Raw genomic sequence first — 24,861 nt, forward strand, 5'->3', positions numbered from 1 at the left:
GTGGCCGTCGCCTCGCTAAGACAGTACGGGGACGCGGTTCAGGGGATCCAGAACGTTATACGTGCGCAAGCGCCCGCACATACCGAATTTCTTGATACCGGGACTTGGCGGCACCTGGGCCAGGGCTGCTTCGGACAGTGACCGGCTTTCCCCGTTGGCCAGTGCCGTCAAGGCGGTGTCGGTGTGCCAGGTGGCCCGGGCAACGGTTGAATTCCAGATCTCCCGCCAGCCGGCCGCGCGTGGCTCCACGATCCTTGCGGCGTGCGCGTAGAACCGATCAAGCGCTGCTTCGAAGCCAGCACCTCCAGCGTCAGCCGCTTCCTTCAGGACGAGGAAGCCTTCCACCCCCAGATCCCGACGGCGGCGTGCGGCGTCGAGGAGCTCGGACTCGGGGGAGTCAGGCGGTGGTAATTGGGCGTTGGCCAAGTAAGCGTCCGGGTCGCCCGTCACATGCTCGGGGAACGTCATCACGGCGTCGCCTGCTTCAGGCAGTCCGGCGTTTGACATCACCACCAGTACTTCCAGGTCTCCGTGGTTCACGGCCCGGTGAATCGTTCCGGGCGTGAACCACACAACTGACCCGGGCCATAGTTCGGTTTCAAGGAATCCGTCCGGGGTGATGGTCTGGATCGCTCCGCGGCCAGAGACAACAACGTAGGCCTCTGTTGAGGCAGTGTGCAGGTGGGGCGTGCCGCCGGCGATGCCGTCGGACGCCTCGTCGCTGTAGACACTGAGCCGGGTTACGGCGGTTCCGCCGGGGAATATCGGTTGTGTCCCGGTCCCGGGCATCACGAGAGCGCGTCCCGACCCCAGGAAGCAAGGCGTGCGACCTCGTCATGGGATTCCATGCCGTCCGCGATGACGACCGCGTAGCGCAACCGCAGGGTTTCTCCGGCAGGGAGTTCGAACTCCTGGCTGAAGAAAGGGGAGGGGCACAGGCAGGCAAACTGCTCGTTGCGGGTGAACCATTGGGGAGGATGCAGCGGGTTCGCTGTCGAGTCAACCATGACGATGGTGGACCAGCGGGCGGATTCATCGTGCTGGCCCGAAAAGCCCATCCATTCTTCCCGTGTTCCACGGAGTTCTTCGCCGCCACTGGCCGAGGGCGAGTGGATGACTCCACCGGTGAAGGACCGTGGCCCGCGCCAGAAGAGTCCGCCGTAGCCGGCATTTTCTCTCCCCTTTGTGGTGGGGGAGCCGAACCAAATCGCGTCGCGGGACACATTGGTCATCGTCGTCTCGAAGATGAGCGCCCACGCTGCCCCATCGCCAACGACCTGGGCATTAATCCGCCGCTCCTCGCTGATGAGCAGCTCACCCTGCTGGGTGGTCCAATCAAGGTGGTGGGCGATAAGTGCGGAATTCTTATCGACCGTGAGCTCCGATAGGGGTGCGCTGGTAGCCCTTCCGTTGTTCTCCAGCTGCACGTAGGTGCCCTGACCGGGTTCGTCGTCGGGCTTCTGCACATAGGTAGGTCCGCCCCAGAAGTTGTGGGAGCCGACGTGCGGCAGCGCCCAGGCGATTCCCTTGTGCCATACATGGTCATGCGGGCGGAACAGACTCACCACGTCCCCGCCGAGCGTCCGCAGCGGGTGGAGGTAGGGCTTGGGGGATTCCAGCTGGATGGTGTCGGGGCAGTATGTATAGGTCAGCAGCTCAGTGTTGCCGTGAAAAACGGTCACTGACTCGTCGAGCCGATGGGTAGCTGTCAAGCTCATCGCAGGACACCTGCCTCTTCCGCTGAAACGAGCCAGGGAGCACCGGAACCGAGCATGCTTGAGTAGAACGGGTCACCCGGAGCGATTTCACCGCGCAGTACGCGGCGGCCGGTAAACGAGGATGCGTAGACCGCTGCCACGAATTCCATCGTGTTCCGCGCTGCCGAAAGGGATACCCCCGGGGCGGTTCCGGCATCCAGTGCATCGAGGATGGCAGCGATCTGGGAGCTATGGCCGCTGGCCTCGTCCGGAAGGTTGTCGTTCCAGGCTTCCTGGACGGATGTATCCTCCCCTATGCCTGTAACGGTCCAATCCCGGTTGCCGTAGCCATAAAGGTGATCGAGCTCAACGGAGGCGTTTTCGAAGTCAAAGCGCAGGTGGCTTGTTTCGCGGACCGAGACCACTGAATTGATCACGGTGGCGATTGCCCCGCTTGCGAAGCGGACGAGCGCTACTGAGACATCTTCAGTGTCGGTGGGGCGCGACTGCCGCCCAGCAACGGCAGTTACTTCTTCCCAGTCGCCGAGAATGGACAACAGCAAATCAAACTGGTGTATACCGTGCCCCATGGTTGGTCCGCCGCCTTCGACGTCCCAGTTTCCACGCCAAGGCAGGGAGAAGTAGTCGGCATCCCGGTACCAGAGGGTGTTGGCCGAAGCCAGCAGCGGGCGGCCGAGCACTCCTTCTTGGAGCAGGGAGCGCAACCGGACGGCGCCGGAGCCGAAGCGATGCTGGAAGACCGTCAGGACCGGAACTCCGGTTTCTTTTTCGACGGCGGCCAGCTCATCCATTTCCGCGAGGGAGAGAGCAGGCGGTTTTTCGATGAGGGGAACAACTCCGGCACGCAGGCACTCAATGGCCAAGGGCACATGCGACCCAGGGGGAGTGCAGATATGCACGAGGTCCAGTTCCTCCGCGGCCAGGAGCCCGGCGAGGTCGGGGAATGTGTGGGCAACGGACCATTTTTCAGCGAATGTGGCTGCGCGGGCAGGGTCAAGGTCAACCGCTCCAACCAGCTCGATCCGCCCGGCCAGTTCGGTCAAGGCTGCGGCGTGGGCTGTGGCGATGCCCCCGGTACCGACAATGGCGGCCCTGTACTTTGGCGAAGTTCGGTGTGTCAAGGAATGCTCCTGTGCATAAGTGTGTGAGGTCGACAGGTGGCTGTGGCCCGGACCCCGCGGAGTGTCCCGGCCACAGCGACCTGCCTTTTGTTCTGGTGGTGCTAGCCGGCGTTCTGGACGTCGGCGGTGAGTTCCTTGATGAAGGCCTTTGCGGCCTCGTCGGAGGAAACCTGGCCGAAGAGGACCTGCTCGGTGTACTTCTTCAGGAGAGCCTCGATGCCGCTGCCGCCCGGAGGCGTGACAGTCTCGGCTTCCCCAACGTCGCCGCTGAGGTCATCGAGGAACTGGATCGCGGCCTTGTCCGTGTCACTGACCTTTGATGCGATGTGGGCGCGGATCTTTTCGTTGGCCGGAACGCCTCGTTCGGTCAGCTGGATGTCTGCTGCTTCCTCGCCGTTGACCAGGAAGTCCAGGAAGAGGGCTACCTCTGCCGAGTGTTCCGTGCGAGAGGACGCTGACCAGTACATCGACGGCTTGTACCAGTACTCGCCGTTGGAGCTTTGGGGCAGGCGCAGGACCTGGAGTTGCTGGCCGCTGGCCTTGGACAGTGCAGTGACCTGGCTGTTCCACCAGTTACCCAGCGCAGCCTGGTTCGTTGCAGTGAACGATTCGGAAAGCCCACCGCCCTGCTTTTCGATGCTGGCGGCAGCCGGCGGCGCAGAACCTTCGTCAGTGAGCTTCTTGAGCTGATCCCACCAGGTTTTTACGGTTTCCTGCTTGATGACAACCTTGCCGTCTTTGTCATAGAGCCGGTCGTCATTTTGCCGTGCCCACAGGCGCAGTCCGCCGTCTTCAAAGCCCCAGGCCTGGGTTCCGTAGAACTTGCCGCCCCCGGCCGCGGAGATTTTCGCGGTTATCTTCTCGAAGTCTTCCCACGTCCAAGTTTTGTCGTCGGGAATCGCGACGCCGGCTTCCTTGAAGATCGCCGGGTTGGCCATCATCGAGTAGGCGGTTACGCCGGCGGACAGCCCGTAGAGGCCGTCGCCGACCTTGCCCGAGTCGACGGCGCTTTGAGGAAAGTCTCCCGTCTTGAGGGAATCACCAAGGGTGGAAAGGTCCAGCAGTGCGCCCCGGTCGGCGTAGGTGCTGATGTACTTCTCATCCATCTGAATGATGTCGGGCGTGTTGTTGGCTGCCGTCTCCGTGGCGAGTTTGTCCCAGTAACCGCCCCAGTCGGAGTACGACGGCTCGATGCTGATGTTCGGGTGCGCCTTCTCGAAGGCATCAATAATTTTCTGCGTATTCCCTTGGCGGACGTCGTTGCCCCAAAAACTCATGGTGAGCGTTACGGGTTCGGTGGAAAGCTCGCCGGGCCCGCTGGAGGAAGCGCTGGGGCCACAGCCGGAAAGTACAAGCGCCGAAGTTGCTGCCAGGGCGGCGATGCCCAAAGCTCTGCGGGTAAAACGGACACCAGTCATGGTGAACCCCTTTCTAGGAATTTGCTTTTGTGGTTGATGCGAATGGATGACGGGCAGTAGCGAGGACGGGGAGCTACTTGCCGCCGGTAGTGGCGATGCCTTTGATGAGGAACCGCTGGCCGAAGAGGAAGACCAGGAAGATGGGCACCAGGGACACAACGGACATGGCGAACATGGGGCCCCAGTTGGTGGCCGACTGTGCATCCATAAAGGCCCGGAGGGCCAGGGGCACCGTGTACATCTCGGGTTTGGTCAGGTAGAGCAGCTGTGAGAAGAAGTCGTTCCAGGTCCAGATGAAGGTAAAGACGGCCGTCGTGGCCAGCGCTGGCACCATCAGAGGCAGGATGACCAGGGCGAAGATTCTTCCCTGGCCACATCCGTCGATGCGGGCCGCTTCATCCAGTTCCCGGGGGATGCCGCGGATGAACTGCACCATGAGGAAGATGAAGAACGCGTCCGTCGCGAGGACTTTCGGCAGGATGAGCGGGATGAAGGTGTTCACCCAGCCCAGCTGGCTGAACAGGATGTACTGGGGAACGATCACCACGTGAATGGGGAGCATGATCGTAATCAGCATGATGGCGAACCACCACTTCTTGCCTGCAAAATCCAGGCGGGCGAAAGCGTAGGCAGCCAGCGAGCAGGAGAACAGGTTTCCCAGGATGCAGCCAAGAACCACCAGACACGAGTTGATCAGGAAGACCGTGAACGGGCTGGACAGGGTAGTCCATCCGTCGGTGTAGTTCGAGAATTGGGGGTCACGGATAATCAGGCCCGGATCACGGAAGATCACATCGGTGGGCCGCAGCGAGGAGACCACCAGCCACAGCACCGGGTACAGCATGACCAGGCCACCAAGAATCAGCAGCGCATGCTTGACCAAAGGCGCGATGGCCCTGCCGGTCCGGGACCGCCGCGCTGTCCCCCCCGCTGCGCGGCGGGGGCCGGTGCCGAGGGTGACGCGGGCCTCTGCGGCGGCGGACGCGGCCGGCGACTCGAGGGTTTTGAAGTTAGTCATCGTAGAACACCCAATACTTAGAGGCCCAAAAATTGATTGCGGTGAAGGCACCAATAATCAGGAGCAAAACCCAGGCCATTGCTGAGGCGTAACCCATATCAAAGTTGGCGAAACCGCGGTTGTAGAGATAGAGCGTGTAGAAAAGTGTCGATTCGGCCGGACCGCCGCTGCCGCCCGAAACAATGAACGCCTGAGTGAAGGACTGAAAAGCGTGAATGATCTGCAGGACGAGGTTGAAAAAGATAATCGGCGTCAGCAGCGGAAGCGTGATGGTCCGGAACTGGAGGAACCTGGAGGCCCCATCCGTCGAGGCCGCCTCGTAATACATCGCCGGGATCTGCCGCAAACCCGCCAGGAAAATGACCATGGGGGCACCGAAGGTCCAGACGTTCAGGATGATCAGCGTTCCCAAGGCGGTCTGCGGATTGGAGATCCATCCCTGGCCCTCAATCCCGAAGATCGCCAAGAACTGATTCACCAGGCCTTCGGTCCCAAATACCTGCTTCCAGAGAACAGCGATGGCAACGGAAGAGCCCAGCAGCGAGGGCAGGTAGAACACCGAACGATAGAAGGAAAGCCCCCGCACGCCACGGTCAAGAACCATGGCCAGCGCCAGCGCGATGCCAAGCTGGACAGGCACCGACACGAACACGTAGAGGAACGTTACGCCGAGAGAATTATGCAAACTTTCGTCGGTTAACATCCGGGCGTAGTTGGCAAACCCATTGAACTTCGGCGGCTGCAGGAGGTTGTACTTGGTGAAAGACAAGAACAGCGACGCCACCATGGGCCCTGCCGTGATGATTCCCAAACCAAGGAACCACGGAATAAGGAAAAGGAAGGCAGCCTTGTTGTGCTGATGCTTGACTTTGGTTCCTGGCTGGCCCTTGCCCCGCTTCGTGCTAAGGGAACGAAGTTCGCCGAGGGCACTCATGAGGCCCCGCTCCGTGATGTGTCATATGGACGAGTGCATCTCATGGAGGCACCTCCTGTAATAGATCGACTTTGACCTGGGGTTTCGCAAGACACGTCCTGCTGAGTACTTCTCAAACCACCGGGATAACGTATTCCGTTTGCTTCGTTAAGTTTTACCATTCGCTCACGGGCGAACACAAGGGCAAAAAACCAAACATCTACGTCGAGTTTCCGCCGTCTACACGGTCTTTACCTGCATTGCGGGAATCGGGCATGGGGAGAGCCCAGCAACAGGACGGAAAAATTAGGACAACGGTTTCCATAATGCGGTCGGATCGTGCGGGGGAGTTGGGGAAGTGAGGAACGCTAGGGCTGCGAAGAAAGCGGTGCGGTGCTGTCCCGGACGATGAGGGCACCCCTCAGATGAATAGATCGAGGGGCAGCGTCGGGGGTCTCTATAGCGAGTTGTAATGCCCGCCGGCCCGCTTCAACAAACGGAAAGGCAATGGTCGTCAGTGCGGGGGAGACGTCCCGCGCCAAAGGAATGTCATCGATACCTGACAGGGAAATGTCTTCCGGGACCCGCAAACCCATCGAGCGGAACCCCTTTACGGCGCCAATAGCAATGACGTCGTTACCCGCCAACACCAGATCGGGAGGAACCGAGCCTTGGGCAAGTACGATTGCCGCTGAACGGCCTCCCTCCCGTGATAGGTCGCACTCAATTACCCTGACGCTGGACGGATCGATACCGTGGGTCGCCAAGCCGGCCAGGAACCCGTCAGTCCTGGCCCTGAAGGCGGGGTGATCAGCGGCGAGGATCGCGATCCTTCTGCGGCCTAATCCGCCCATGTACGCGCCCATTACCCGTGCACTCTCGTAGTCGCTGAAATTGACCGCATGGATGGGCATGTCGCTGTCTCCGACGACGACCATCCCGCCGCCTGCAGCCCTGAAGTCCTCGAACTCGTCACGGATCTGCTGGCTGACCAGCGGACCGGTAAGCGTGCTCGCTGCCAGGACGAACGCGCGGGGGTTCAGCGCCCGAAGCGTTCGGACGGCCGCCAGCCGTGCCTGCGGATCCGGTCCGGTGGCTGAGACAGTTACAATAGCCCCCGCGTCGCGTCCGGCCTCTTCCATGCCGGCGGCAATTGCCGCAACAGAAGCGGTGCGCGGGTCATTGGCCAACAAAATTACGGCAGTGCGGCGGCCACGCAGTGCCCGGGCCGAGAGATTCGCGACGTAGCCAAGGGACTGGGCCACGGCTTTCACCCGCTGGGCGAGGTCGCTGCTTACACTCTTCTCACCACCGTTGAGCACACGGGAAGCTGTCGACGGCGACACTCCAGCTACGCGTGCCACCTCCAACAAAGTGACGCCATGGACGCGACCACTCATGCCCTCGCCGCCTTTCATTAGGAGATGGTAACCAAGCCCGGGAAGATCGTATTCGATCATCCCATGCGCATAGCTGATGAATCCGCATGACAAACTTGGAACCAGCGGAAACGACGGGAACAGCACATGCAGATGATTAAGGAATCGGAGCGTCCCTCCGTGACCCTCCGCGAGGTTGCTCGCCTGGCGGGGGTTTCCCCCGCAACCGCTTCCCGGGCACTTAGCCCTGGAGCCAGAACGGTGCGGGCAGAAGCCCGCGAGAGAGTGGTGGAGGCTGCAGAAAGCCTTGGCTACCGTCCAAACCTGACAGCGAAAGCGACTGCTACGGGCACGACGCAGACCATTGCTGTGATGGTGTCCGACATCCGCGATCCGTACTACACGACCATAGCTCAGGGCTTGATTGAAGGCGCGGCGGCAGCCGGGCTGATCGTCACCCTGGTCGGCACCAGCAGTTCCACAGCAGAGGAGTCTTCATTACTCCATGAGCTCCGGGGGCTCAGCCCGAGGATGGTCGTGCTCACCGGAAACAGGGTAGGTAATGGTGAGGCACGGCAGAAACTGGTGCAGGAGCTCAGCCATTACAAAGACAACGGCGGGCGCGTTGTGGTCGTGGGGCAGGATGAGTTGCCCTTCGATACAGTCGTTCTGGGCCACGAGGCAGGGGCGGCCGAGCTGGCCCAAGTTCTCGTCACAAGAGGCTACCGGAACCCTGTTCTCCTCGGTCCGCCAGAGAACTCAGCGAACTCGACCGAATGGGAACGCGGCTTCATTAAGGGGGCGCAGGCAGCCGGCATCGAGATGGACCCCACTTATGTCCATCGCGCACCGTTCAGCCGTGACGGAGCCTACGAAACAGTTCGACGGCTGGCACGGCACGGACTGGGAAACACCGACCTCATCGTCGCTGCGTCCGACCTCATGGCAATCGGAACCCTGAGTGCGCTTCGGGACTCCGGAATCGAGCCGGGGAGAGACGTGGCAGTCGCAGGTTTCGATAATATCGTCGGCGCCCAGGACGTCACCCCTGAACTGACCACAATAGATCTGGGACTTCAGGAAGCAGGCGCCGCGGCGCTGGCCCTCGGCCTTCACCAGAGCCACCAACGGCAGATACTGACAATACCAACGGAACTCATCATTCGGGACAGCACGCCAAGCCGCTAGTCCTTTAAGCTGCTGGCTCCGTACCACTCGGATCATCGGCAGTTGGCGGACAGAAATAGAATCAACCTATCGACTTTAGGTCTGTACAGCTCGCGGGGAACGACGAGCTGACACCGATACCTAAGGGCGACAACGATGTTCCAACTGAAGGACGGAGCCTGGAAGTTCTCCGCCGCCGTGCTGAGCCCATAACTGGCTTCCAAGTCGATCGCAGGTAGCGCCGGTTCTTCTCAGGGGCACTGGACAGGACCCCGCAACACGGAGAAAAGGTGCTGAAGCCGCTCCAACCCGGTAGAGGCTCCCCTCGCCTTAATGGCTGTTGCCGCTTCCTCGGACGAAGCCCCGACCAATTCGATGCCACGCGCGGACTGTTCGAGTAGCGGCTTGACCTCTGTCAGCTCGGGAACTACGGAAGCTCTGATGCTTCCCATCGGACGGAGCGGAGCACCGGCTGTTGAGGGTTGCCTCTGACGGGGAGGTTATCCGCCGATGCCGGTTATGGCGACCATAATAGGCACGATGCTGATGATGAGGACTGCCCCAAGGATGTCGAAGACGATTCCAGTGCGGATCATTTTGGTGATTGGCACGGTGCCTGAACCGTAGACGATGGCGTTCTGTGGGGTCGACACGGGAAGCATGAACCCGAAGGATGCTGCGAAGGTCGCAGCCAGGGCGGGGATGAACGGGTCGACGTCCATCGCCATGCAGAGCGGGATGACGATGGGAACGACGACGGCCGCCGAGGCGGTGTTGCTGGTTGTTTCCGAGATGAGGATGGCCAGGACCACCGCGAACGCGGTGATGGTGACGACGTTGGTGATGTCGAGACTCTGAGAAGCGGTGGTTCCGATGGTTTCGGCGAGACCGGTGGCCGCAAGGAGGGAGCCGAAGATGATGCCGGTGCCGAAGAGGATGATCGTTCCCCAGTCGATTTTTGCTGCGTCCGACCAGGTGAGCGTGGCCTGGCGCTTCTTCCAGTCTGTGGGGAGGATGAACAGCAGCGAGGCTCCGAGCACTGCCACGATGCCCTCATCCAGCCGGTCGTCGAGGAAGATGTAGAGATCGGAATCCGCGCCGAGGAAGAGGCTTGCCACGGCTGGGAGTAGCCAGAGGGTGACCGTGAAGCCGAATGCGACCAGAGTGTTGACCTCGGCCCGTTTCATCTTGCCCTGGGCGGCTTTTTGCTCGCGGATGAAGTCATCGACGCCGGTGATTTGGCGTATCTCGGGCTTGTTGATCAGGAACATGATCACGGCAAGTACAGCGAACATGGCCAGGCAGAGGGGTGCGGCGGTGGCGGCCCATTGGGCGAAGGAAATGCGTTCCCCGGTGGCTTCCTCGATGAGGCCGCGGCCGATGAGGTTCGGCGGGGATCCCACGGGTGTGAGCAGGCCGCCGATGCTGGCACCGTAGGCCAGCATGAGCATCAGTGCCGCTCCCACGCGCAGGCGGAGTGGGTCGAAGTCTGCCTTGACGGCCCCGCGGTCCTGCATGAGTTGAGCGATGACGGCCAGGATGCCCAGTGCGGTAGGCATGAGCATAGCCACCGTCGCCGTGTTTGAGACGAAGGCCGACAACAGGCACGTGATCGCGCCGAACGCGATGATGATGCGGTAGGTGGACTTGGCACGCCGGGGATGGAGAGCACAGCGAAGGCCAGCCGTTGGGCTATGCCGTGTTTAAGCATCGCCTGGGCAAGGATGAACGCGCCGATGAAGGTGAAGATTGTCGTTGAGCCGAAGGGCCTCAGGACGTCGCTGGCCGGGGCGACCCCGAGGATCACGACGGCGGCCACCCCGATGAGTCCTCCCACAGGGATGGGCACGGACTCGCAGATCCACAGGATGATCACACCGAGCAGGATCGCGGCCAGTAGCTGTTGCGTCGGGTCCATTGCGGTGGGCAGGAGGGCGAAGACGACCGCCACGGCCGGGGCAAGGAAGAACCCCAGTGTTTGGCGTGCCCTCTCGAACTTCTCTTCCCGGGGGGAAAGGGTTTGTTCACTTAGGCTTCGAAACGTTTTTCCGCCCAACAGGGCTGCCATAACGTCGGTTCGCCGGGGCGAACCCGGTGCTTGCGTGGGTGCAGGGAGATTGTTGGACATCCTCGTCCTTCGGTCGCTGGGTGGATCCGTTCGGTTCGGTTACCCGGCATTGCGGTTCCGGGGCGACGGGTGCCGAACGGTCAGGATGCTGCGGGCGCAGCAGTGGGCCGCCGCCGGCCTTCACTGGGCAGGGGGTCTAGGTGGCGCGAAAATGCGACTGTTCGGTCCTCGACGCGGTCAGCCGGCGGCGACGGCACGGATTTCGTCGGCGATGGTCTTCCCGAGCAGTGCGGTTGTGCCGCTTCCGCCAAGGTCCGGCGTGAGGGACTGGTCTCCCCTGGCCAAGACGTTCTCGAAGGCGCGCACTACTGCGGCCGCTGCGGCGTCTTCGCCGAGGTGCTGGAGCATCATGGACGCGCTCCAGATCTGTCCGATGGGGTTGGCGATGCCTTTTCCGGCGATGTCCGGGGCTGATCCGTGAACCGGTTCGAAGAGGCTCGGGAACCGGCGTTCGGGGTTGATGTTGCCGCTGGGTGCGATGCCGATGGTTCCCGTGCATGCCGGTCCCAGGTCGGACAGGATGTCCCCGAAGAGGTTGCTGGCCACGACGACGTCGAACCTTTCGGGATGCAGGACGAAGTTCGCTGTCAGGATGTCGATGTGGTAGCTGTCGGTCCTGACGTCGCTGAAGTTTTGCGCCATCGCTTCGACCCGCTTGTCCCAGTACGGCATGGTGATCGAGATGCCGTTGCTCTTGGTTGCCGACGTGAGGTGTTTCTTCGGGCGGCTGTCGGCGAGGTCGAACGCGTATTTGAGGATGCGGTCCACCCCGGTCCTGGTCATGACAGTTTCCTGGATAACCGTTTCCCTGTCGGTCCCTTCGAACATCATGCCTCCGATGCTCGAGTATTCACCCTCGGTGTTTTCCCGTACGACGTAGAAGTCAATCTCCCCTGGAACCCGGTCCGCCAGAGGGCTCTTGACGCCGGCCAGCAGCTTGACGGGCCGCAGGTTGACGTACTGATCAAAGTGGCGCCGGAACTGCAGGAGGCTTCCCCAGAGGGAGATGTGATCCGGGACAGTTTCCGGAGAACCAACAGCACCGAAGAAGATGGCATCGAAGCCGCTGAGCTGATCGGACCAGTTATCAGGAAGCATTTGCCCGTGCTTGAGATAGTAATCGCCATTCGCGAAGTCAAAGAATGTGGTCTGCAGGTTGAAGTCAAAGGACTCTGCCGCGGCTTCCAGTGCCCGGACCCCCTCCGGTACAACCTCCTGCCCAATTCCGTCTCCGGCGATCACGGCAATCTTGTGCGTCTGCGTCATGGTGAAACTTTCTTATTGGGGCACCGATGCCGGGCCTGCTAATACCGAGTGGCGCGTTGTGCTTTCTGTCACACCAGTGTATGGATGAAGAAGAGCTACAGTTAGAGGCTTTGAAGCAAGGCATTGTTTCTTGAGGAGAAAGAAGAGGATTTTGTGGATTTGAGCAGCGTGGATGACCTGGAGTTTTTCGAACAAATCTCCCGCTCGCGAAGCCTCACGGATGCTGCCAGAAGCTGGGGAAAGTCACTCCCCTCAGTGAGTAAGCGGTTGACTCAACTGGAGTCCCGGCTGGGCGTGCAGCTCGTCCGAAGGAGCACCCGCCAACTGACCCTCACACCCGAAGGGGAGCAATACGCTGCCGGGGCCTTGTCAATTTTGCAGCAGAAAACCGACCTCGAGGAAGGGGTGTCGCAAAAATACGGCGACCTGCAGGGACGGATCGCCGTGCACTCGACCATTGGGCTCGGCCGGATCCACATCGCCCCCTTGCTCGGCGAATTCGTGCGGGAACACCCGCGGATCTCGATTGACCTGGAGCTGTCGGCACTTCCCCTCAATATTGCCGGGACAAGCTTTGATCTCGGCATCCGAGTCGGCAGCCTGCAAGACTCACGTCTCAAGTCCAGACGCCTTGCGGAAAGCCGCCGGGTGGTGTGTGCTGCCCCTCAATACCTCGACAGCGTCGGCCGGCCCAAGACAGTGGCCGAACTGGAACAGCACAACTGCATCATCCTCCGGCAGGAGCACAGCGACTATGCCGTGTGGAGGTTCGGAACAGAACGCCGGGAACAACAGGTGCGGGTGAACGGCAACATGGTCAGCGACGACGGAGAAGTCGTCACCGGATGGTGCCTTCAGGGTCTTGGACTCATCATGCGCTCGAGCTGGCACGTAAACCCGATGCTGCGGCAGGGCCTGCTGCAGCAGGTTCTGGAGGACGTGCCGACGCCGGCAGCGGACATCCATGCCGTGTACCCGGCCGGCGTACACACCCCACGCCGCGTCAGTGAAGCCATCGACTACCTCAGGAGGGGACTCATGGAACGACTGGCGTAATACGGTGGCGGCCTTTCGAAGCGTGCTGAAACGGAACCGAGCCGTGCGGAAAGCCTGCACCTGCGCTAGGCCAGTGGCTGTCAGATGTCAGGACCGGCCCTAAGACTCGCTGGCCGGCGGCTGGACGACCGGTCTCCGGCCAGCCGCTACAGCTTCGCGGGTGCCGCGACCAAGCGCGGGGCGCGTCGGAGGAGCAATTAATTTCAGCACCGGCAAGCAATGCCTTTGCTGCGGCTTGAATCTTTCTTTGCCGAAGGCGGTGTCCCAGCCGATGACGACGGCAGCAGCGTTCGTGGAGTCCCAGGCGAGTGCCCGGTCCAGGTTGACGAGATTCAGTCCGCGGCGTTCAAAGTCGTCACGTACGCCGTTGCCGCCAACACGAGAAGCGGCTGGTCCTGATAGAGAGTCTGCGTTGTTTCCGCGGCGACAACAGCTGGTGTGAGCACTTCGTCGTCCCGGACGTCCATCCGTGGGAGCGGAGGGACGCACCGATCTGTGCCGGCGTCTGCATCGATCCGCTGGTGAAAACTGCCATGGTGCGGCCGGTGCTGCGGACGAGTTTGATGGTTTCCCGCGCCCCGGGCAAGGCGTTGCCGCCGTGTCCGCTGGGCCCGTTTCGGCGCCCGAACACAGTCATCGCGGCAAAGGCGACTGACCTGCGAAAACGCCGAATTGGCCATAGAGCGGGAGTTCTCGCAGCTACTTCTACTCCTGTGCTTTCAACGCCGATAACGGACCTTTCGTAAAGCTGGGGGGAGTCATCATGGGCGGCGCTGTCACTCGTTCATCGATCCCATGAAATTGCTGATCTTCTTTTGCTCAAGCCGCGTTAGGAAACCGAACTTGCGGTAAAGCGAGACGACTAAATCACTCTGGTCGTTGCACTTATCCATGAACCGCACCATTTTCACTGCATCAGAGAGCCGCACTTCCGATACTCTAAAGGAAGCGGAGGCGGTAGCCGATGACAGCCCGATAGCCTGGACCCGAATGGTAAATTTCTGTTCCGGCAATTCATGCCGAAGCCGCTGACTAATGTCCGGTACGCGACTCAGGAGAGCCCGGAACGACGAGGCTTCCTCGTTCCACACTTCGGCGCCGTCACCGCGGGTCCGCGCGGCCAACTCAACAACGACGGAAGGCCGGTAAGGATCGAGTACCCGTTGTTCCCATAGTCCCTTCAGCTGCCGCCACTTGTGGAGAATTTTGGCCACTCTGGCCAACACAACCGACGCTGCCCCCGCCAGAAACTCCCAGTGATCCTGCACCCAGAGCAAGACTTCCAAAAAGGCTGGACCACCGGACGTGGCACCGCGGCCCGCATAAAAGCAACGGCGGCAAGAGAGACCGCTTTCCGTCAAGTATTGCTCAATGAGGTCCATCGCACGATCACCGACCACTTTCCCGTCATAAACAGCGGGTCCCTGAAAGAATGCGGTGAAATCGACACCCGAAAAGTCGATGGAAGCCTCGGGGTCTAGAGGGATCATCATGTGTTGACTATAAAACCTGGTCCACTATAAAACCCTTCCGGACATTCCAGAGACAAGCGGTATCCAGGCGAGAAACAGAAGGGCACTAGCGGCGGCGACTGGTGAACCGAAGGGGCTAGCGCACCCATTCGTCAGCGATGCTGCTGGCAACCTGAAGGATGATGTCGAGCCCACCCCCGGAAGCGACCCAATTCCTCTCCGTGTTTTGCTCTTTCAAAACATAGTTCTGTATGTGTGCCTTGTTGGCCGTCTTGCGGAGACACTGTCGGATTTCCCCGGGATACCGGCCCTGAGCGGGCAGGTCGTAGTAGATGTCTTCGCTGCCGCCTCCATCGCGCTCCGGAGTTGAAGAAACCAGTTTTGCGATAAGGCTGTCATAGTAGTCGGTTAGCTGGACGAAGTCGCTAAGCCTTAAAGCTCACATAGCTTTGATGAGTTCGACGGACAGGCACCGTAAGGGCTTGTGATAGAGCGCAAGGACAGCCGCGGTGGAGTACGGTGCCGGCCGGACGTCGAAGAACCTCATGCAGTGTGGTGCTCGCTAGCGCCCACGAGTCCGGCGCCTAAACACTATGCTCTATCTGGGGGTAGCTACCCTGCTGATCTGAGAGTAGGGGAATTTGAGCGACACGGGTGAGCAACCTATCCAGGCTGGCGACGGTACAAGTTCAGTGTTCGACACTAAAGTCGATGGAGAACCCCTTGGCGGCATATCGAGCTCGCTGCGAGGAAGGACGGGGGAGTGGATTGCTCTTCCGGGCGCCCGCGACCTATTCGAGCAAACGCGAGGCACGAACGAACGCGAGGAAGTTAGGAACGAATTACTTCGCGCGTTAATGAGTGATTCGTTTATCGTCCTAAGCGGCCTAGGAACATCGCTAGGGATTCCACGCCTTCAGCAGGGTAAGGCCCCAACCATGTGGGACCTTTGGGAAAAAGTCAGCAAACTACCTGACTTTCAGACGGTTTCAGCAAGCGTTCCTAGAACCATTCTGGAGACTGAAAACATAGAGCACTTCCTGTCGCACATTCAAGCACAGCTGAGTCTGCAAGAAGACGAAACGCTGAAGGCCTTCCTCGATCAGGCTCAGGACGTTATTCTCGACGCCTGTAGCTTCGTGAGCACGGACAGCGACCTAGACATTCATCAATTGTTCTTGCGAAAGATCGGCCGTCGGTCCGCACGACTACAGCGCACGAAAGTCTTTACAACCAACTACGACCTTGCCTTCGAGGAAGCAGCTGGACGTGCTCGCTTCCAGATCATAGATGGCTTTGGGGTTTCCTCACGTCGTGAATTTGACGGAGGCTTATTTGATGTGGATTTCGTCCGGCGGGGCGCTCACGATCGATTAATCCTGGAGGGTAATGTACTGCACCTCCTCAAGCTTCATGGCTCCGTGGACTGGGAAAGTACTGGGTCCACTACGCGACGCGTAGCAGGTAAACCAAATATCCCCGTTCTGATCTATCCGTCGGCAAATAAGTATCAGCTGAGTTTCCGCCAGCCCTATCTCGAGATGATGTCCCGATTCCAGATGGCCCTTCGCGTTCCTGACGTATCGCTGCTGGTGGTTGGGTTTGGGTTCAATGATGAACACATAGTGGCACCAATCGAAGCCGCGATACGAAGCAATGTTGGGTTACGCATTATTGTCGTCGACCCAGGAATCCGACTTGAGTCAAAACGAAGCGCAACCATGCATTGGTTGGAGAGGTTGGCTCAGGACGGAGACCACAGAATCACCCTTCTGGAAGGGCGCTTCGATGACCTCGTAAGGGTAATGCCAGATGCCTCGGAGTTCGATGAAAGACAAGCCCATGCGGACAGGATCTCGCGCCTCGAAGAGCGCAGGACGACGTAGTGCTGCACCTCTTTTCACAGGAGCGGCACGTCGGCACCGTCTCACGCGTCGAGGGATCGTACATTGACGTCGACTTGCCTGGGGCAGGAGACCTTCCGTCGATGCATTTCGGTCAACGCGTGGGACAGGGCGAAGTTGGGGAGTTTTTCATCGTCGAAGCCGGCGGGCGCGGCATCTTCGGACGCCTGATCGAAGTTACGAGGGTTGGACCGGTAGCTGATACCCGCGACCTTGACCGACGCGAAGGCACACGCGGCAACTGGGGACGTGTCCAGCTCCTTTCCACAGTTGAGAACTCTGGCCAAGCGCAGCGGGGTGTCGCCGCCTACCCGAGGCTGGGAGATCGAGTCTTCGCGGCCAGCGAAGAGGCCGTTCGAGCCGTCATTTCTGGAATCGAAACGGACCACAGTTCCCACGAGATTGATATGGGGACCTTGACTGTAGGAAACGGCATTAGGGTTGGCATCCCGGCCGAAAAGTTGTTTGGCAAGCACACCGCCGTCGTTGGTGCCACTGGTTCAGGCAAGAGTTGGACTCTTTCCCATCTTGCCGCCAGCGCCTCCGAAATTGGGGGCCGCATGATCCTGATCGACGCAACAGGAGAGTTCCGCAGCCTCGGTGCGATAGCACGGCACCTCGTCCTGGGATCCACTGACGGAGAGCCCGATGCGAACCTTGTGTCTGTTCCGCACTGGCATATGCGGGAGACTGATCGGAATGCATTCATCTCGCCCTCCAGTGGATCGCAGCTTCCCAAGCTCCGGAGTGCGATTAGATCGCTCAGGTTGCGGCATCTGCTTGACTCAGAGTCGAACGCAGCTGCAAGAACTGAGCTAAGCCATCACCTTCAGTCAGAAGGGTTATTCACGAAGGCGAACCAGGACCGCCGGGCATACGACAAGGCGCAGCGATACTTTGCAAAGTCCATAGAGTCCCCGTATTCGCAGTTCTCTTTACGCCATCTGGCACGCCAGCTCCTAGAAGAATGTGTCTGGTCCACGGACCAGCAAAAACCAAATAGCTTTGGCCGCGTTGACGCGAACTCTCAAGGGTACGCCAGCACCCTTGTCAGCCGGATCGAAGACCTCGTCCAAACACCAGAGATCATGTCTGTTGTCGAGGATCAAAGTGGCGCGAGTCTTCTCACGGAAATTAAGCATTGGCTGGCTACACAGGAAGCCGGCATCCTAAGGATCTCCCTCCGCAACCTCACGTTTAGCCACAATCTGAGGGAAATTATCGTCAACGTTCTGGGACATGCGTTGCTTTCGATGGCACGCCGCGGTGACTTCCGCAGCAACCCCGTGGTTGTCGCTCTGGACGAAGCACACCAGTTCTTTAACGTAACTGTCGGGGACGAGACGACCTCCCATCTTGATGGGTTTGACCTCATCGCAAAAGAAGGTAGAAAATACGGCCTTACTGTTTGCCTCGCAACCCAGAGACCGGGTGACCTGCCAACAGCCGTTCTAAGCCAAGTTGGAATGTTGATCGTGCACCGTCTTGCCGATGGACGTGATCGCCAACGAGTTGAGCAAGCAGCTGCTGAACTCGATCTATCAGCCATGAAATTGCTCCCTGGTCTCGTCCCTGGAGAAGCAATATTCATGGGAGTCGATTTTCCAGTGCCCGTCAGCGTTCGGGTCCGAAAACCAAAGTTTCCCCCAGAATCTGATGGTCCTCAATACAGCACGGGCTGGAGACCCTGTGAGCCCTGCTGACTGACTGAGATGACAGCAAATGTGGCTATGCTCGGCGACTTGAGATGCTCCACACTGGACGCTTATCGGATAACGGTTAATCGCTCTTAAGACTTCCCATAGGCATGCCGAAAATGGCTCGCAAGGTCCATTGAATGAATTCGGAGTACGGCTGCGTCCTGCCCTGGTGCTTGTCCCTGAAGATGACGGTCGCGGCGGGCGCAAGCTAGTATGAACTAAGAGTCGTATGCAACTATCAGCCTACTTACTTTACGTAACGTCCGTTATCGGCGTTCCAAAAAGGGCAGGGGAGTGCCTGCAGAAGGGGCTGTTTCTTGCCATCGCTGGTGCCATTTTTGCCTGTGGCTCACGGCTATGCGTTCGGCAGCGGGCTGTCTGCGGCTAAGTGAAGGCGGAGGAGTCCGGGTCCGCCTCATGCATCTGCCATCCTTCGGCCCACGTGAAGGCTGCCAGGACAACGCCCTCACCGAATGCGGGACTCGACCCGGCTGCATACCGCAATACGGCTTTGATGCCAGGCAAGCCTTTCAGCGCCTGTTGGGCCTTGGCCAAGGCGTCATGGAAGTCGCCGCTGTCGATGATGGAACGACCGACAGCATGATGGGTCACGTACTCAATGAAGTACGCCATGAACTTCAGTCTGGTACGTGTCCGCCACCTGATACAGAGGCCTTGGTCACCTCTACTGGTCAGCGTGAGTCCACGGTGCGATCCCTCCTGTTCCCCCAACTCCGCAGAGGCCTTAAGGAGCAAACGCGGGCCCCATCGAAGATACCGGGAACCGCTGGTCGCTGCTAAGGCGCGGCCCATAGCTTGACGGAATCCTCCTTACCGGCGCTTCGAAAACCTGCGGGAGAGTGCCCGAGGAAGGGCGCGTCAGAGGCCGTTGCTCGACTTTATTGACGCGAAAGACGGCGGCTTAGAAGTGGTCAGCCAAGGCGGTGCGCCCTCTGGCCGCCGTTTGAATTTAGCGGGGTGTCTTCCTATCGCTTTGGCGGATCTAGCGGGACTGGAGAGCATCCAGTGCCACTGCCATCGCCGCGGCAATCCGGCCATCAAGTCGGGCGCCGGGGAGGGTGATGAGGTAGCGGTCGCGCAGGGACCGTCCCCGTTCTGATGTCATGAGCACTTCTCCTTTCGGGTCGATGAAGTCGAAGTGGAAACGGAAGGGCGAAGGGATCACGTCTCCCAGAGGTGTCGCTTCCCAGATGCGGCGGCCGATGGCGACGCCGAGGCTGCGTTCACTGCCGGTGACTGTGAGCCCGTCTGCTTCGAGGTGCCAGGTCGATCGCAGCAGGGACTTGCCAAAGTCTTTCCGGAAGCTGCCGATCCGTTGTCCATTGGCGTCCAGCACGTCGTACGTTGCGGCGAGGTCAAGGCGCTGCCGGGCTTTGAAGGAGAAAAGCGGCATGGTCCGTGACTCGTCCTGGTAGAAGGTCACCTGTTCCTTGAAAGCGGCCCGCTTCTGCTGTGCGACGGCGAGCAGGTGGCCGGGTTGCCCTTCCGTGGTCACGGAACGTATTTCGTACCGGTTCACCATCAGGGTGAGCTTCTGTATGACCGTGAAACGGTCGATGCCCTGGGCAAGTTCTGCGCTCATGTGCGTCCTCGTGGTTAAGGCGGTCCCGAACAGTGTGCGGTCCGCCGGTTGCTATGTCCTTTGCCTTGACCGGCTCCTGTTGAAGGACCGGTCCTTTGTTCCCCCGGCTGGCCGTTTGCACCATGGCGTTTCCTTCAACACCGGTGCCGTTCCATGGGGATTTGCCATGGGCAGCTCAATGAAGTTCACCGCTCCTCCCCAGGCATCTGGGTAACCCGTCAGTGGTCTAAGAGCTAAGTGTAGGTTTACGGCACTTTGAGGGCTGCCTGTATGGAAAGGTGTTACCTGGTTTCGATCGTCGGCTCTTGCGTGGACGGGGCAGCGACCCGCACAACGACGTTGCCTGTTTTGCGGCCGGTGCTGACGCGCCGGTGTGCCTCGTCGATGTCGCTGAGGTCAAAGGAACGGTCGATGACGGGGCCGAAGTGTCCGGTTTCTGCGAGCTGCGCGATGTGGGTGAGGTCGGCGGCGATGAACGGGACGTTGCCGGCGGTGATGTGGATGCCGGTCCGGCGTGAGCGCACCCCTGCGGTAAGAACCCCGAGGAGGTCGGCAGCGACAGCCAGCAGCGCTCCCCCACGCTTGACCAGTGGCTGCAATTGCCGGAACGGTACGTTGCCGACACAGTCCACGATGATGTCGTAGGCCACCCCTGTCTGGGTGAAGTCGTCCTGGGTGTAGTCGATTACGGTCTCGGCGCCAAGGGAACGAACCAGGTCAGCGTTGGCTCCGCTGCATACTGCCGTGACGTGGGTACCTGCGATGTGGGCGAGCTGCACGGCTGCGGTTCCGACGGCACCTGAGGCCCCGTTGACGAGCACCGACATCCCTGGCCCGATACTGGTTCTGCCGAGGAACGCCTGGGCAGTGATCCCGCCGAAGACCAGCGCCGCGGCTTCCTCGAACGTCAGGTTCGCCGGCTTCGCTGTGACGGCGCCGTCCTGCGGGACGGTGACGTATTCGGCGTGGCCGCCGAACGTCCCGCCCAGCATCGCGATCACCTCGTCACCGGGCTTGAAACGGGTGACGTCGGGACCGACTGATTCGACAACCCCGGCGATGTCCATGCCTAGGACCGGGATGCGCGGGGTACTAAAGCCGAGGGTGACCGAGCTGAGAAGCTTCAGCCCTCGTGGAACGTTTTTGGTCCGTGCCCGGTAATCAGCGGCACTGACAGTGGCTGCCTGGACCTTGACCAGGAGCTCGCCACGCTGAGGTACGGGTTTGGGCTGTTCCTCAAGCCGAACCACATCCGGACCGCCGAAGCGGCGATAGACGGCGGCCCTCATCCTGCGATCCCCTCCCTCGCGTCAGTGCCTGTAGCGGTGAGCTTGGTGACGGCCTTCCGGTGAGAAGCCATCGGGCGGGTCTTGGTCGTTCCGGCTTCTGACATGGTCATGATCAGCTCCTGTGGCGAGGGGGTTGGAGGTTTCATCGGGCTGTGGTCAGCCACGGGTCACCGCGTCTGGTCACGTACTGCCGGAGCAGGTACGGCCAGGGAAGGATGACGAGGACGATCACAACCAGGGAGCAATTAATTGCCACACTGGCGGTGGCGTCGTTGAGCGCACCCGCAAACCAGAGCGGCAGCGCCACCGTGCTTAGCCAGATCACCTTCCAGGTCATTTCGAACAGCAGGATCGGGATCATCTTCACCGGGTAACGGACGCCGAGGAAGAACAGCAGGGACTGCGCGACGAGCATGCAGACAACAACACTGTCCATCAGCGCCCAGGACGCGTCGTGCCCGATCAGTAGGGGCCACCGGGTGAGCGCCAGTCCGACCGCCATCAACAGGTAGCCGGCGCGCAGCAGGTACAGACGCAGGAGTGACAGCGAAGCTTCGTCCCGGGTCCTTGCCGCGATCGTCGGTTGGGGTTGGGATGTTGCCGGTGATGACATTGCAGACTCCTTGTCCGAATACTCCGAGACCGAGAGAAGTTCCTTTTTGCTGGCGGTGCGCGGCCTTTGGGCGACGGGGCAACAGCTCTGCCCCGAAAACTGGGAACGCGAGCGATGGGGACGATTGCCTTCAAATGAGGTGTAGGGCGTACACCTTGATATGGCGACCCTAAGGTGTACCGCGTACACTTGTCAATGGCTCTATTCTCAACGGTGTTAAGGTGACCTTGAATGACCCAGCAGGTGAAGACGGCAGAGCGCGTGCGCCTGAACAGGAAGCGGGTGCTCACCGCGGCCGTAGCGCTGGCCGACACCATAGGTATCGACGCGCTCAGCATGCGACGGCTGGCCCAAGAGCTCCATGTCGTCCCGATGGCGCTGTACAAGCACGTCTCCGACAAAGAAGACCTCCTTGACGGAATGGTCGAGGTCATCATCGGCGAGATTGGCCCGCCCCAGACCAACGCCGACTGGAAGACGGCGATCCGGACACGCGTTCTATCAGCCCGCCGCGCTCTCCAAAGGCATAGCTCGGCGAGGCTGGCGATCGAATCCCGCACGAAACCCACACCGTCTGTCCTCGACTACCAGGAGTCCTTCGCCGGACTGTTTCTCGCCGGCGGGTTCTCACCCGACCTCGCCCACCACGCCATGCACGCCCTGGGCGGCCGGATGTGGGGATTCACCCAAGAACTATTTGATAGTTCAGCAGCCGAGGCGCCGCCGCAGCCTGCCCCTGAAGCGCAGGCGGAAATGTTCGCCCAGATGGCCCAGCGCTACCCCAACATCGTCACAATCGCCACAGCCACTCCCCACGACCCAGACTCAATAATCGGACATGGATGTGATGATCAGTTCGAGTTCGAGTTCGCACTGGACATACTCCTGGACGGATTCGACAAGCTCCACCGCGAGGGCTGGAACTCTGCGAACGCGAAACCCCGCCAGGCCTAAGTGACACCGATCCGCCGCATACAAGCCGCGTTGACGGAACTCCTCAAGGAAAGAGGCGCCATTTGGGCGCCCCTCCCCCAGCTCAGGCTGACAAAAGGCCGGTTATCGGCGTTTAAAGCACGGGAGTAGAAGTGGATGCGAGAACTCCCGTCGTGAGGGACGCGACGTTTGCCGCACACCCCTCCCGATCGGTCCCATCCACCGGCGTCGTCATCAATCAGGCGGCGGACGAATCCTTGTTCGGTGCGGCCTCTGATGACCGAGGGCGGCGTAGGCAAAGTCCACCGGGTAGTCGTTGCGAGCCTGGGAGGCGGCCTTGGCCGCTGATGGGTCTCTGGCGAGAATCGCTTCCAGAATTTTTGTGTGAAGCGCGGATCCGAGAGAGACCTGGTGCTCCTCGTCCCGCATGTGGGCGATCCAGAAGCGTCTTGAGAGAGCCTGCGCCGGCGCCAGGGCATCGGCGAGGTAGTCGTTGGCGGCGGCACCGACAATCAGGTGGTGGGTCTCCTTCACCGTTTCAGGTAGCTGCCTAACGTGAATTGCTCATTCTGGACGAAGATCGCAAGGGAGGAACTCCTCGCAACCGGTGAGATAGACAATTATCGGCATAGCAGGAGTTCCTCCCGTGTAGAAGCCCCAATTTCAAAACACGCTCTAAGAGGAGTCCGAAAGCGGCCCTGCTCGGGCCGCCCGCTATGTAGGGCGGCCCGAGCAGGGCTTGATGAATTAGTTGCAGAAGGAAGCTATCGAGAGGCTCAGATGAGGAACGACTTCGCCGCCACTCCCCGCTGCTCAAAATCATTATTCGGGATGAACGAGGGGTGCTTCACAGCCGGAATCACGTACTTCGCAAACATTTCCATGGCGCGGAGGTTGTTCCGATGGCCGTGGTTGTCGAACTTGCAAATGATCTCGTTGTAGCCCATCTTCTCGAGTCGCTGGATACGCTCGATCAGCTCGTCTGGGGTGCCGACCATGGCAGTTGGCGAGTGCTCAATCAGAGCCTCGATGTCCTTCGTGAAAGGCAAAATTTTCTCCGCCAGATCCAGCAGGTATCCGTACGATTTCCCGCCCTGTTCCTTCTCGTTCTCCGCCACAGTCTGGTACAGGTCAGCGAGATGGGCAACCAAGCCCAGCGTCGATTCCCGCGCCTGGTCGATCGCTTTGTCATGAGTTTCCGCGACATGGCACGGGAACGTAAAGAATGCCCGCCCCGGATTCGGCGCGTACAAACCACCAATGGGAGCGGCGCTCTTGAAGCCTTCAATGTGAGCCGCAGCTATATCTTTGGCGTAGTCCCAGCCCAAGAAGCTTTCGAGCGACAGCACTCCGATACCGAGCTCACCCATCAGCCTGTGGGACTCGACACTAGAAGCCGCGGTCCAAACCGGCGGCGGCACCATGGAGTACGGGCGCGGCGACACGTGGAACGGTCCATCAATGTTGTAGATCTCGCCCTTGAAGCTAAAAGGGTCCTCCTGCATCGCGCGCAGCGTGGCTTCGACCGTCTCGCGCCATTGCTCCCGAGTCGTCGTGGGGTCAATGCCGAAAGCGTCTTGGTAGGCAGCGTTATTGGAGCGGGCGGTGCCGAACTCGACCCTGCCTTGGGAAATGGCATCCAAGGTCGCGAGCCGCTCCGCAACGAGAATGGGGTGACCCAGCTCCTTAAGCGTGATCACCGACATTGTACGGAGCTTGATTCGCTTCGTCAGCGCCGCAACCGCGCCATAGATCGCCTGCGGGGACGAAATAGTCCACGAACTCTCCACCAAGTGCTGTTCAGAGCAACCCCAGTAATCGAAGCCGAGCTTATCGGCGTGCACCGCCTCATCGATAACCTCTTGGATGCGCACCGCGTGCGTTGTGCCTTTCGTAACCTGGCCCTCGTTAATAGCTCCGAACTTCATTTCGGTTTTCTCCTTATATGTGATTTAGCGCCGACGAGACTCAATCCGAGTATTGATATTGGATAGATCGCGGCGACATTCTCGGTAATCCGATTTCTTGATTTGCATGGGCTCCCGCCGGCGTGTATCCGCAATGACGGTTCGGCTGGCCTCCCAAGAGGAGCCGACCTTGCCCAGGTCAGCCGTGCCTGCTGGCTATTTTCAGGCTGGTGGATTATGGCATCCATACTCTGGT

At 60.2% G+C, this 24,861-nt stretch carries 21 protein-coding genes and 1 pseudogene; 5 read left to right on the top strand and 17 right to left on the bottom strand.

The genetic code is table 11. The annotated features are described in order from the left end of the window. Positions 1–15 precede the first annotated feature (15 nt). The 7 genes from GUV69_RS22185 to GUV69_RS22215 form a co-directional block, all read right to left on the bottom strand. The gene (locus tag GUV69_RS22185) at positions 16–789 is read right to left on the bottom strand and encodes a cupin domain-containing protein (RefSeq protein WP_164207153.1); all 774 of its coding nucleotides are present in this window, start codon (positions 787–789) and stop codon (positions 16–18) included. Continuing rightward, positions 789–1,718, bottom strand: coding sequence for a DUF6807 domain-containing protein (locus tag GUV69_RS22190; protein WP_164207031.1), 930 nt, complete (start codon positions 1,716–1,718; stop codon positions 789–791). Before GUV69_RS22190 ends, GUV69_RS22185 begins: the two co-directional genes overlap by 1 nt. Next, complete coding sequence (locus tag GUV69_RS22195) at positions 1,715–2,839, bottom strand: Gfo/Idh/MocA family protein (RefSeq protein WP_164207034.1); 1,125 nt, start codon at positions 2,837–2,839, stop codon at positions 1,715–1,717. The genes GUV69_RS22190 and GUV69_RS22195 overlap by 4 nt, the downstream gene beginning before the upstream one ends. A gap of 101 nt (positions 2,840–2,940) precedes the next feature. Beyond that, positions 2,941–4,257, bottom strand: coding sequence for an ABC transporter substrate-binding protein (locus tag GUV69_RS22200; RefSeq protein WP_164207037.1), 1,317 nt, complete (start codon positions 4,255–4,257; stop codon positions 2,941–2,943). Between the two features lie 73 nt (positions 4,258–4,330). Beyond that, positions 4,331–5,275 carry a carbohydrate ABC transporter permease gene (locus GUV69_RS22205; protein WP_164207040.1) on the bottom strand — a complete coding sequence of 315 codons (945 nt, stop codon included), beginning with the start codon at positions 5,273–5,275 and terminating at the stop codon, positions 4,331–4,333. After that, positions 5,268–6,209, bottom strand: a complete 942-nt coding sequence (locus GUV69_RS22210) for a carbohydrate ABC transporter permease (protein ID WP_164207043.1) — start codon at positions 6,207–6,209, stop codon at positions 5,268–5,270. Before GUV69_RS22210 ends, GUV69_RS22205 begins: the two co-directional genes overlap by 8 nt. A gap of 347 nt (positions 6,210–6,556) precedes the next feature. After that, positions 6,557–7,588 carry a LacI family DNA-binding transcriptional regulator gene (locus tag GUV69_RS22215; RefSeq protein WP_164207046.1) on the bottom strand — a complete coding sequence of 344 codons (1,032 nt, stop codon included), beginning with the start codon at positions 7,586–7,588 and terminating at the stop codon, positions 6,557–6,559. Positions 7,589–7,720: 132 nt separating this feature from the next. On the opposite strand from GUV69_RS22215, the gene GUV69_RS22220 reads away from it, so the two are divergent. Then, a complete protein-coding gene (locus GUV69_RS22220) occupies positions 7,721–8,755 on the top strand; it encodes a LacI family DNA-binding transcriptional regulator (RefSeq protein WP_244292989.1) in 1,035 nt (344 codons plus the stop codon). Between the two features lie 479 nt (positions 8,756–9,234). On the opposite strand, the gene GUV69_RS22225 is transcribed toward GUV69_RS22220, so the two are convergent. The 3 genes and pseudogenes from GUV69_RS22225 to GUV69_RS22230 all read right to left on the bottom strand — a co-directional run bounded on the left by GUV69_RS22225 (position 9,235) and on the right by GUV69_RS22230 (position 12,128). Next, entirely contained in the window at positions 9,235–10,335 is a 1,101-nt protein-coding gene (locus GUV69_RS22225; RefSeq protein ID WP_280113781.1) for an SLC13 family permease, read from the bottom strand. 113 nt (positions 10,336–10,448) lie between these two features. Continuing rightward, positions 10,449–10,862: pseudogene (locus tag GUV69_RS23550) on the bottom strand (anion permease); the annotation flags it as partial. Positions 10,863–11,039: 177 nt separating this feature from the next. Then, positions 11,040–12,128, bottom strand: a complete 1,089-nt coding sequence (locus tag GUV69_RS22230; RefSeq protein ID WP_164207050.1) for a tartrate dehydrogenase — start codon at positions 12,126–12,128, stop codon at positions 11,040–11,042. A gap of 123 nt (positions 12,129–12,251) precedes the next feature. Here GUV69_RS22230 and GUV69_RS22235 point away from each other — a divergent pair, with 123 nt between their 5' ends. Then, the gene (locus GUV69_RS22235) at positions 12,252–13,184 is read left to right on the top strand and encodes a LysR family transcriptional regulator (protein ID WP_244292963.1); all 933 of its coding nucleotides are present in this window, start codon (positions 12,252–12,254) and stop codon (positions 13,182–13,184) included. 776 nt (positions 13,185–13,960) lie between these two features. Here GUV69_RS22235 and GUV69_RS22240 read toward each other — a convergent pair. Next, positions 13,961–14,677 carry a hypothetical protein gene (locus tag GUV69_RS22240; RefSeq protein WP_164207052.1) on the bottom strand — a complete coding sequence of 239 codons (717 nt, stop codon included), beginning with the start codon at positions 14,675–14,677 and terminating at the stop codon, positions 13,961–13,963. Between the two features lie 917 nt (positions 14,678–15,594). Here GUV69_RS22240 and GUV69_RS22245 point away from each other — a divergent pair. Both GUV69_RS22245 and GUV69_RS22250 read left to right on the top strand, forming a co-directional pair. Next, the gene (locus GUV69_RS22245; RefSeq protein WP_164207054.1) at positions 15,595–16,542 is read left to right on the top strand and encodes an SIR2 family protein; all 948 of its coding nucleotides are present in this window, start codon (positions 15,595–15,597) and stop codon (positions 16,540–16,542) included. Positions 16,543–16,643: 101 nt separating this feature from the next. After that, positions 16,644–18,263 (top strand): ATP-binding protein, encoded by a 1,620-nt coding sequence (locus GUV69_RS22250; RefSeq protein ID WP_164207056.1) that lies wholly within the window; start codon positions 16,644–16,646, stop codon positions 18,261–18,263. Positions 18,264–18,644: 381 nt separating this feature from the next. Here the strand turns inward: GUV69_RS22250 and GUV69_RS22255 are convergent, their stop codons facing one another. The 4 genes from GUV69_RS22255 to GUV69_RS22270 form a co-directional block, all read right to left on the bottom strand. Continuing rightward, positions 18,645–18,893 carry a hypothetical protein gene (locus tag GUV69_RS22255; RefSeq protein WP_164207058.1) on the bottom strand — a complete coding sequence of 83 codons (249 nt, stop codon included), beginning with the start codon at positions 18,891–18,893 and terminating at the stop codon, positions 18,645–18,647. Between the two features lie 370 nt (positions 18,894–19,263). Continuing rightward, positions 19,264–19,863, bottom strand: a complete 600-nt coding sequence (locus GUV69_RS22260; protein ID WP_164207060.1) for an LURP-one-related family protein — start codon at positions 19,861–19,863, stop codon at positions 19,264–19,266. 281 nt (positions 19,864–20,144) lie between these two features. Further along, positions 20,145–21,152 (bottom strand): NAD(P)-dependent alcohol dehydrogenase, encoded by a 1,008-nt coding sequence (locus GUV69_RS22265; RefSeq protein ID WP_164207062.1) that lies wholly within the window; start codon positions 21,150–21,152, stop codon positions 20,145–20,147. A 142-nt stretch (positions 21,153–21,294) separates the two neighbouring features. Next, complete coding sequence (locus GUV69_RS22270; RefSeq protein ID WP_164207063.1) at positions 21,295–21,765, bottom strand: hypothetical protein; 471 nt, start codon at positions 21,763–21,765, stop codon at positions 21,295–21,297. 231 nt (positions 21,766–21,996) lie between these two features. Between GUV69_RS22270 and GUV69_RS22275 the strand changes: the two genes are divergently transcribed. Next, complete coding sequence (locus GUV69_RS22275) at positions 21,997–22,719, top strand: TetR/AcrR family transcriptional regulator C-terminal domain-containing protein (protein ID WP_164207064.1); 723 nt, start codon at positions 21,997–21,999, stop codon at positions 22,717–22,719. A gap of 213 nt (positions 22,720–22,932) precedes the next feature. On the opposite strand, the gene GUV69_RS22280 is transcribed toward GUV69_RS22275, so the two are convergent. Next, positions 22,933–23,232: an FCD domain-containing protein gene (locus tag GUV69_RS22280; protein WP_244292965.1), complete on the bottom strand. Its 300-nt coding sequence runs from the start codon at positions 23,230–23,232 to the stop codon at positions 22,933–22,935. A gap of 242 nt (positions 23,233–23,474) precedes the next feature. Next, positions 23,475–24,626 (bottom strand): LLM class flavin-dependent oxidoreductase, encoded by a 1,152-nt coding sequence (locus tag GUV69_RS22285; protein ID WP_164207066.1) that lies wholly within the window; start codon positions 24,624–24,626, stop codon positions 23,475–23,477. Positions 24,627–24,861 lie beyond the last annotated feature (235 nt).

It is taken from the genome of [Micrococcus luteus] ATCC 49442, from assembly GCF_010367585.1.
GTDB lineage: Bacteria > Actinomycetota > Actinomycetes > Actinomycetales > Micrococcaceae > Arthrobacter > Arthrobacter luteus_A.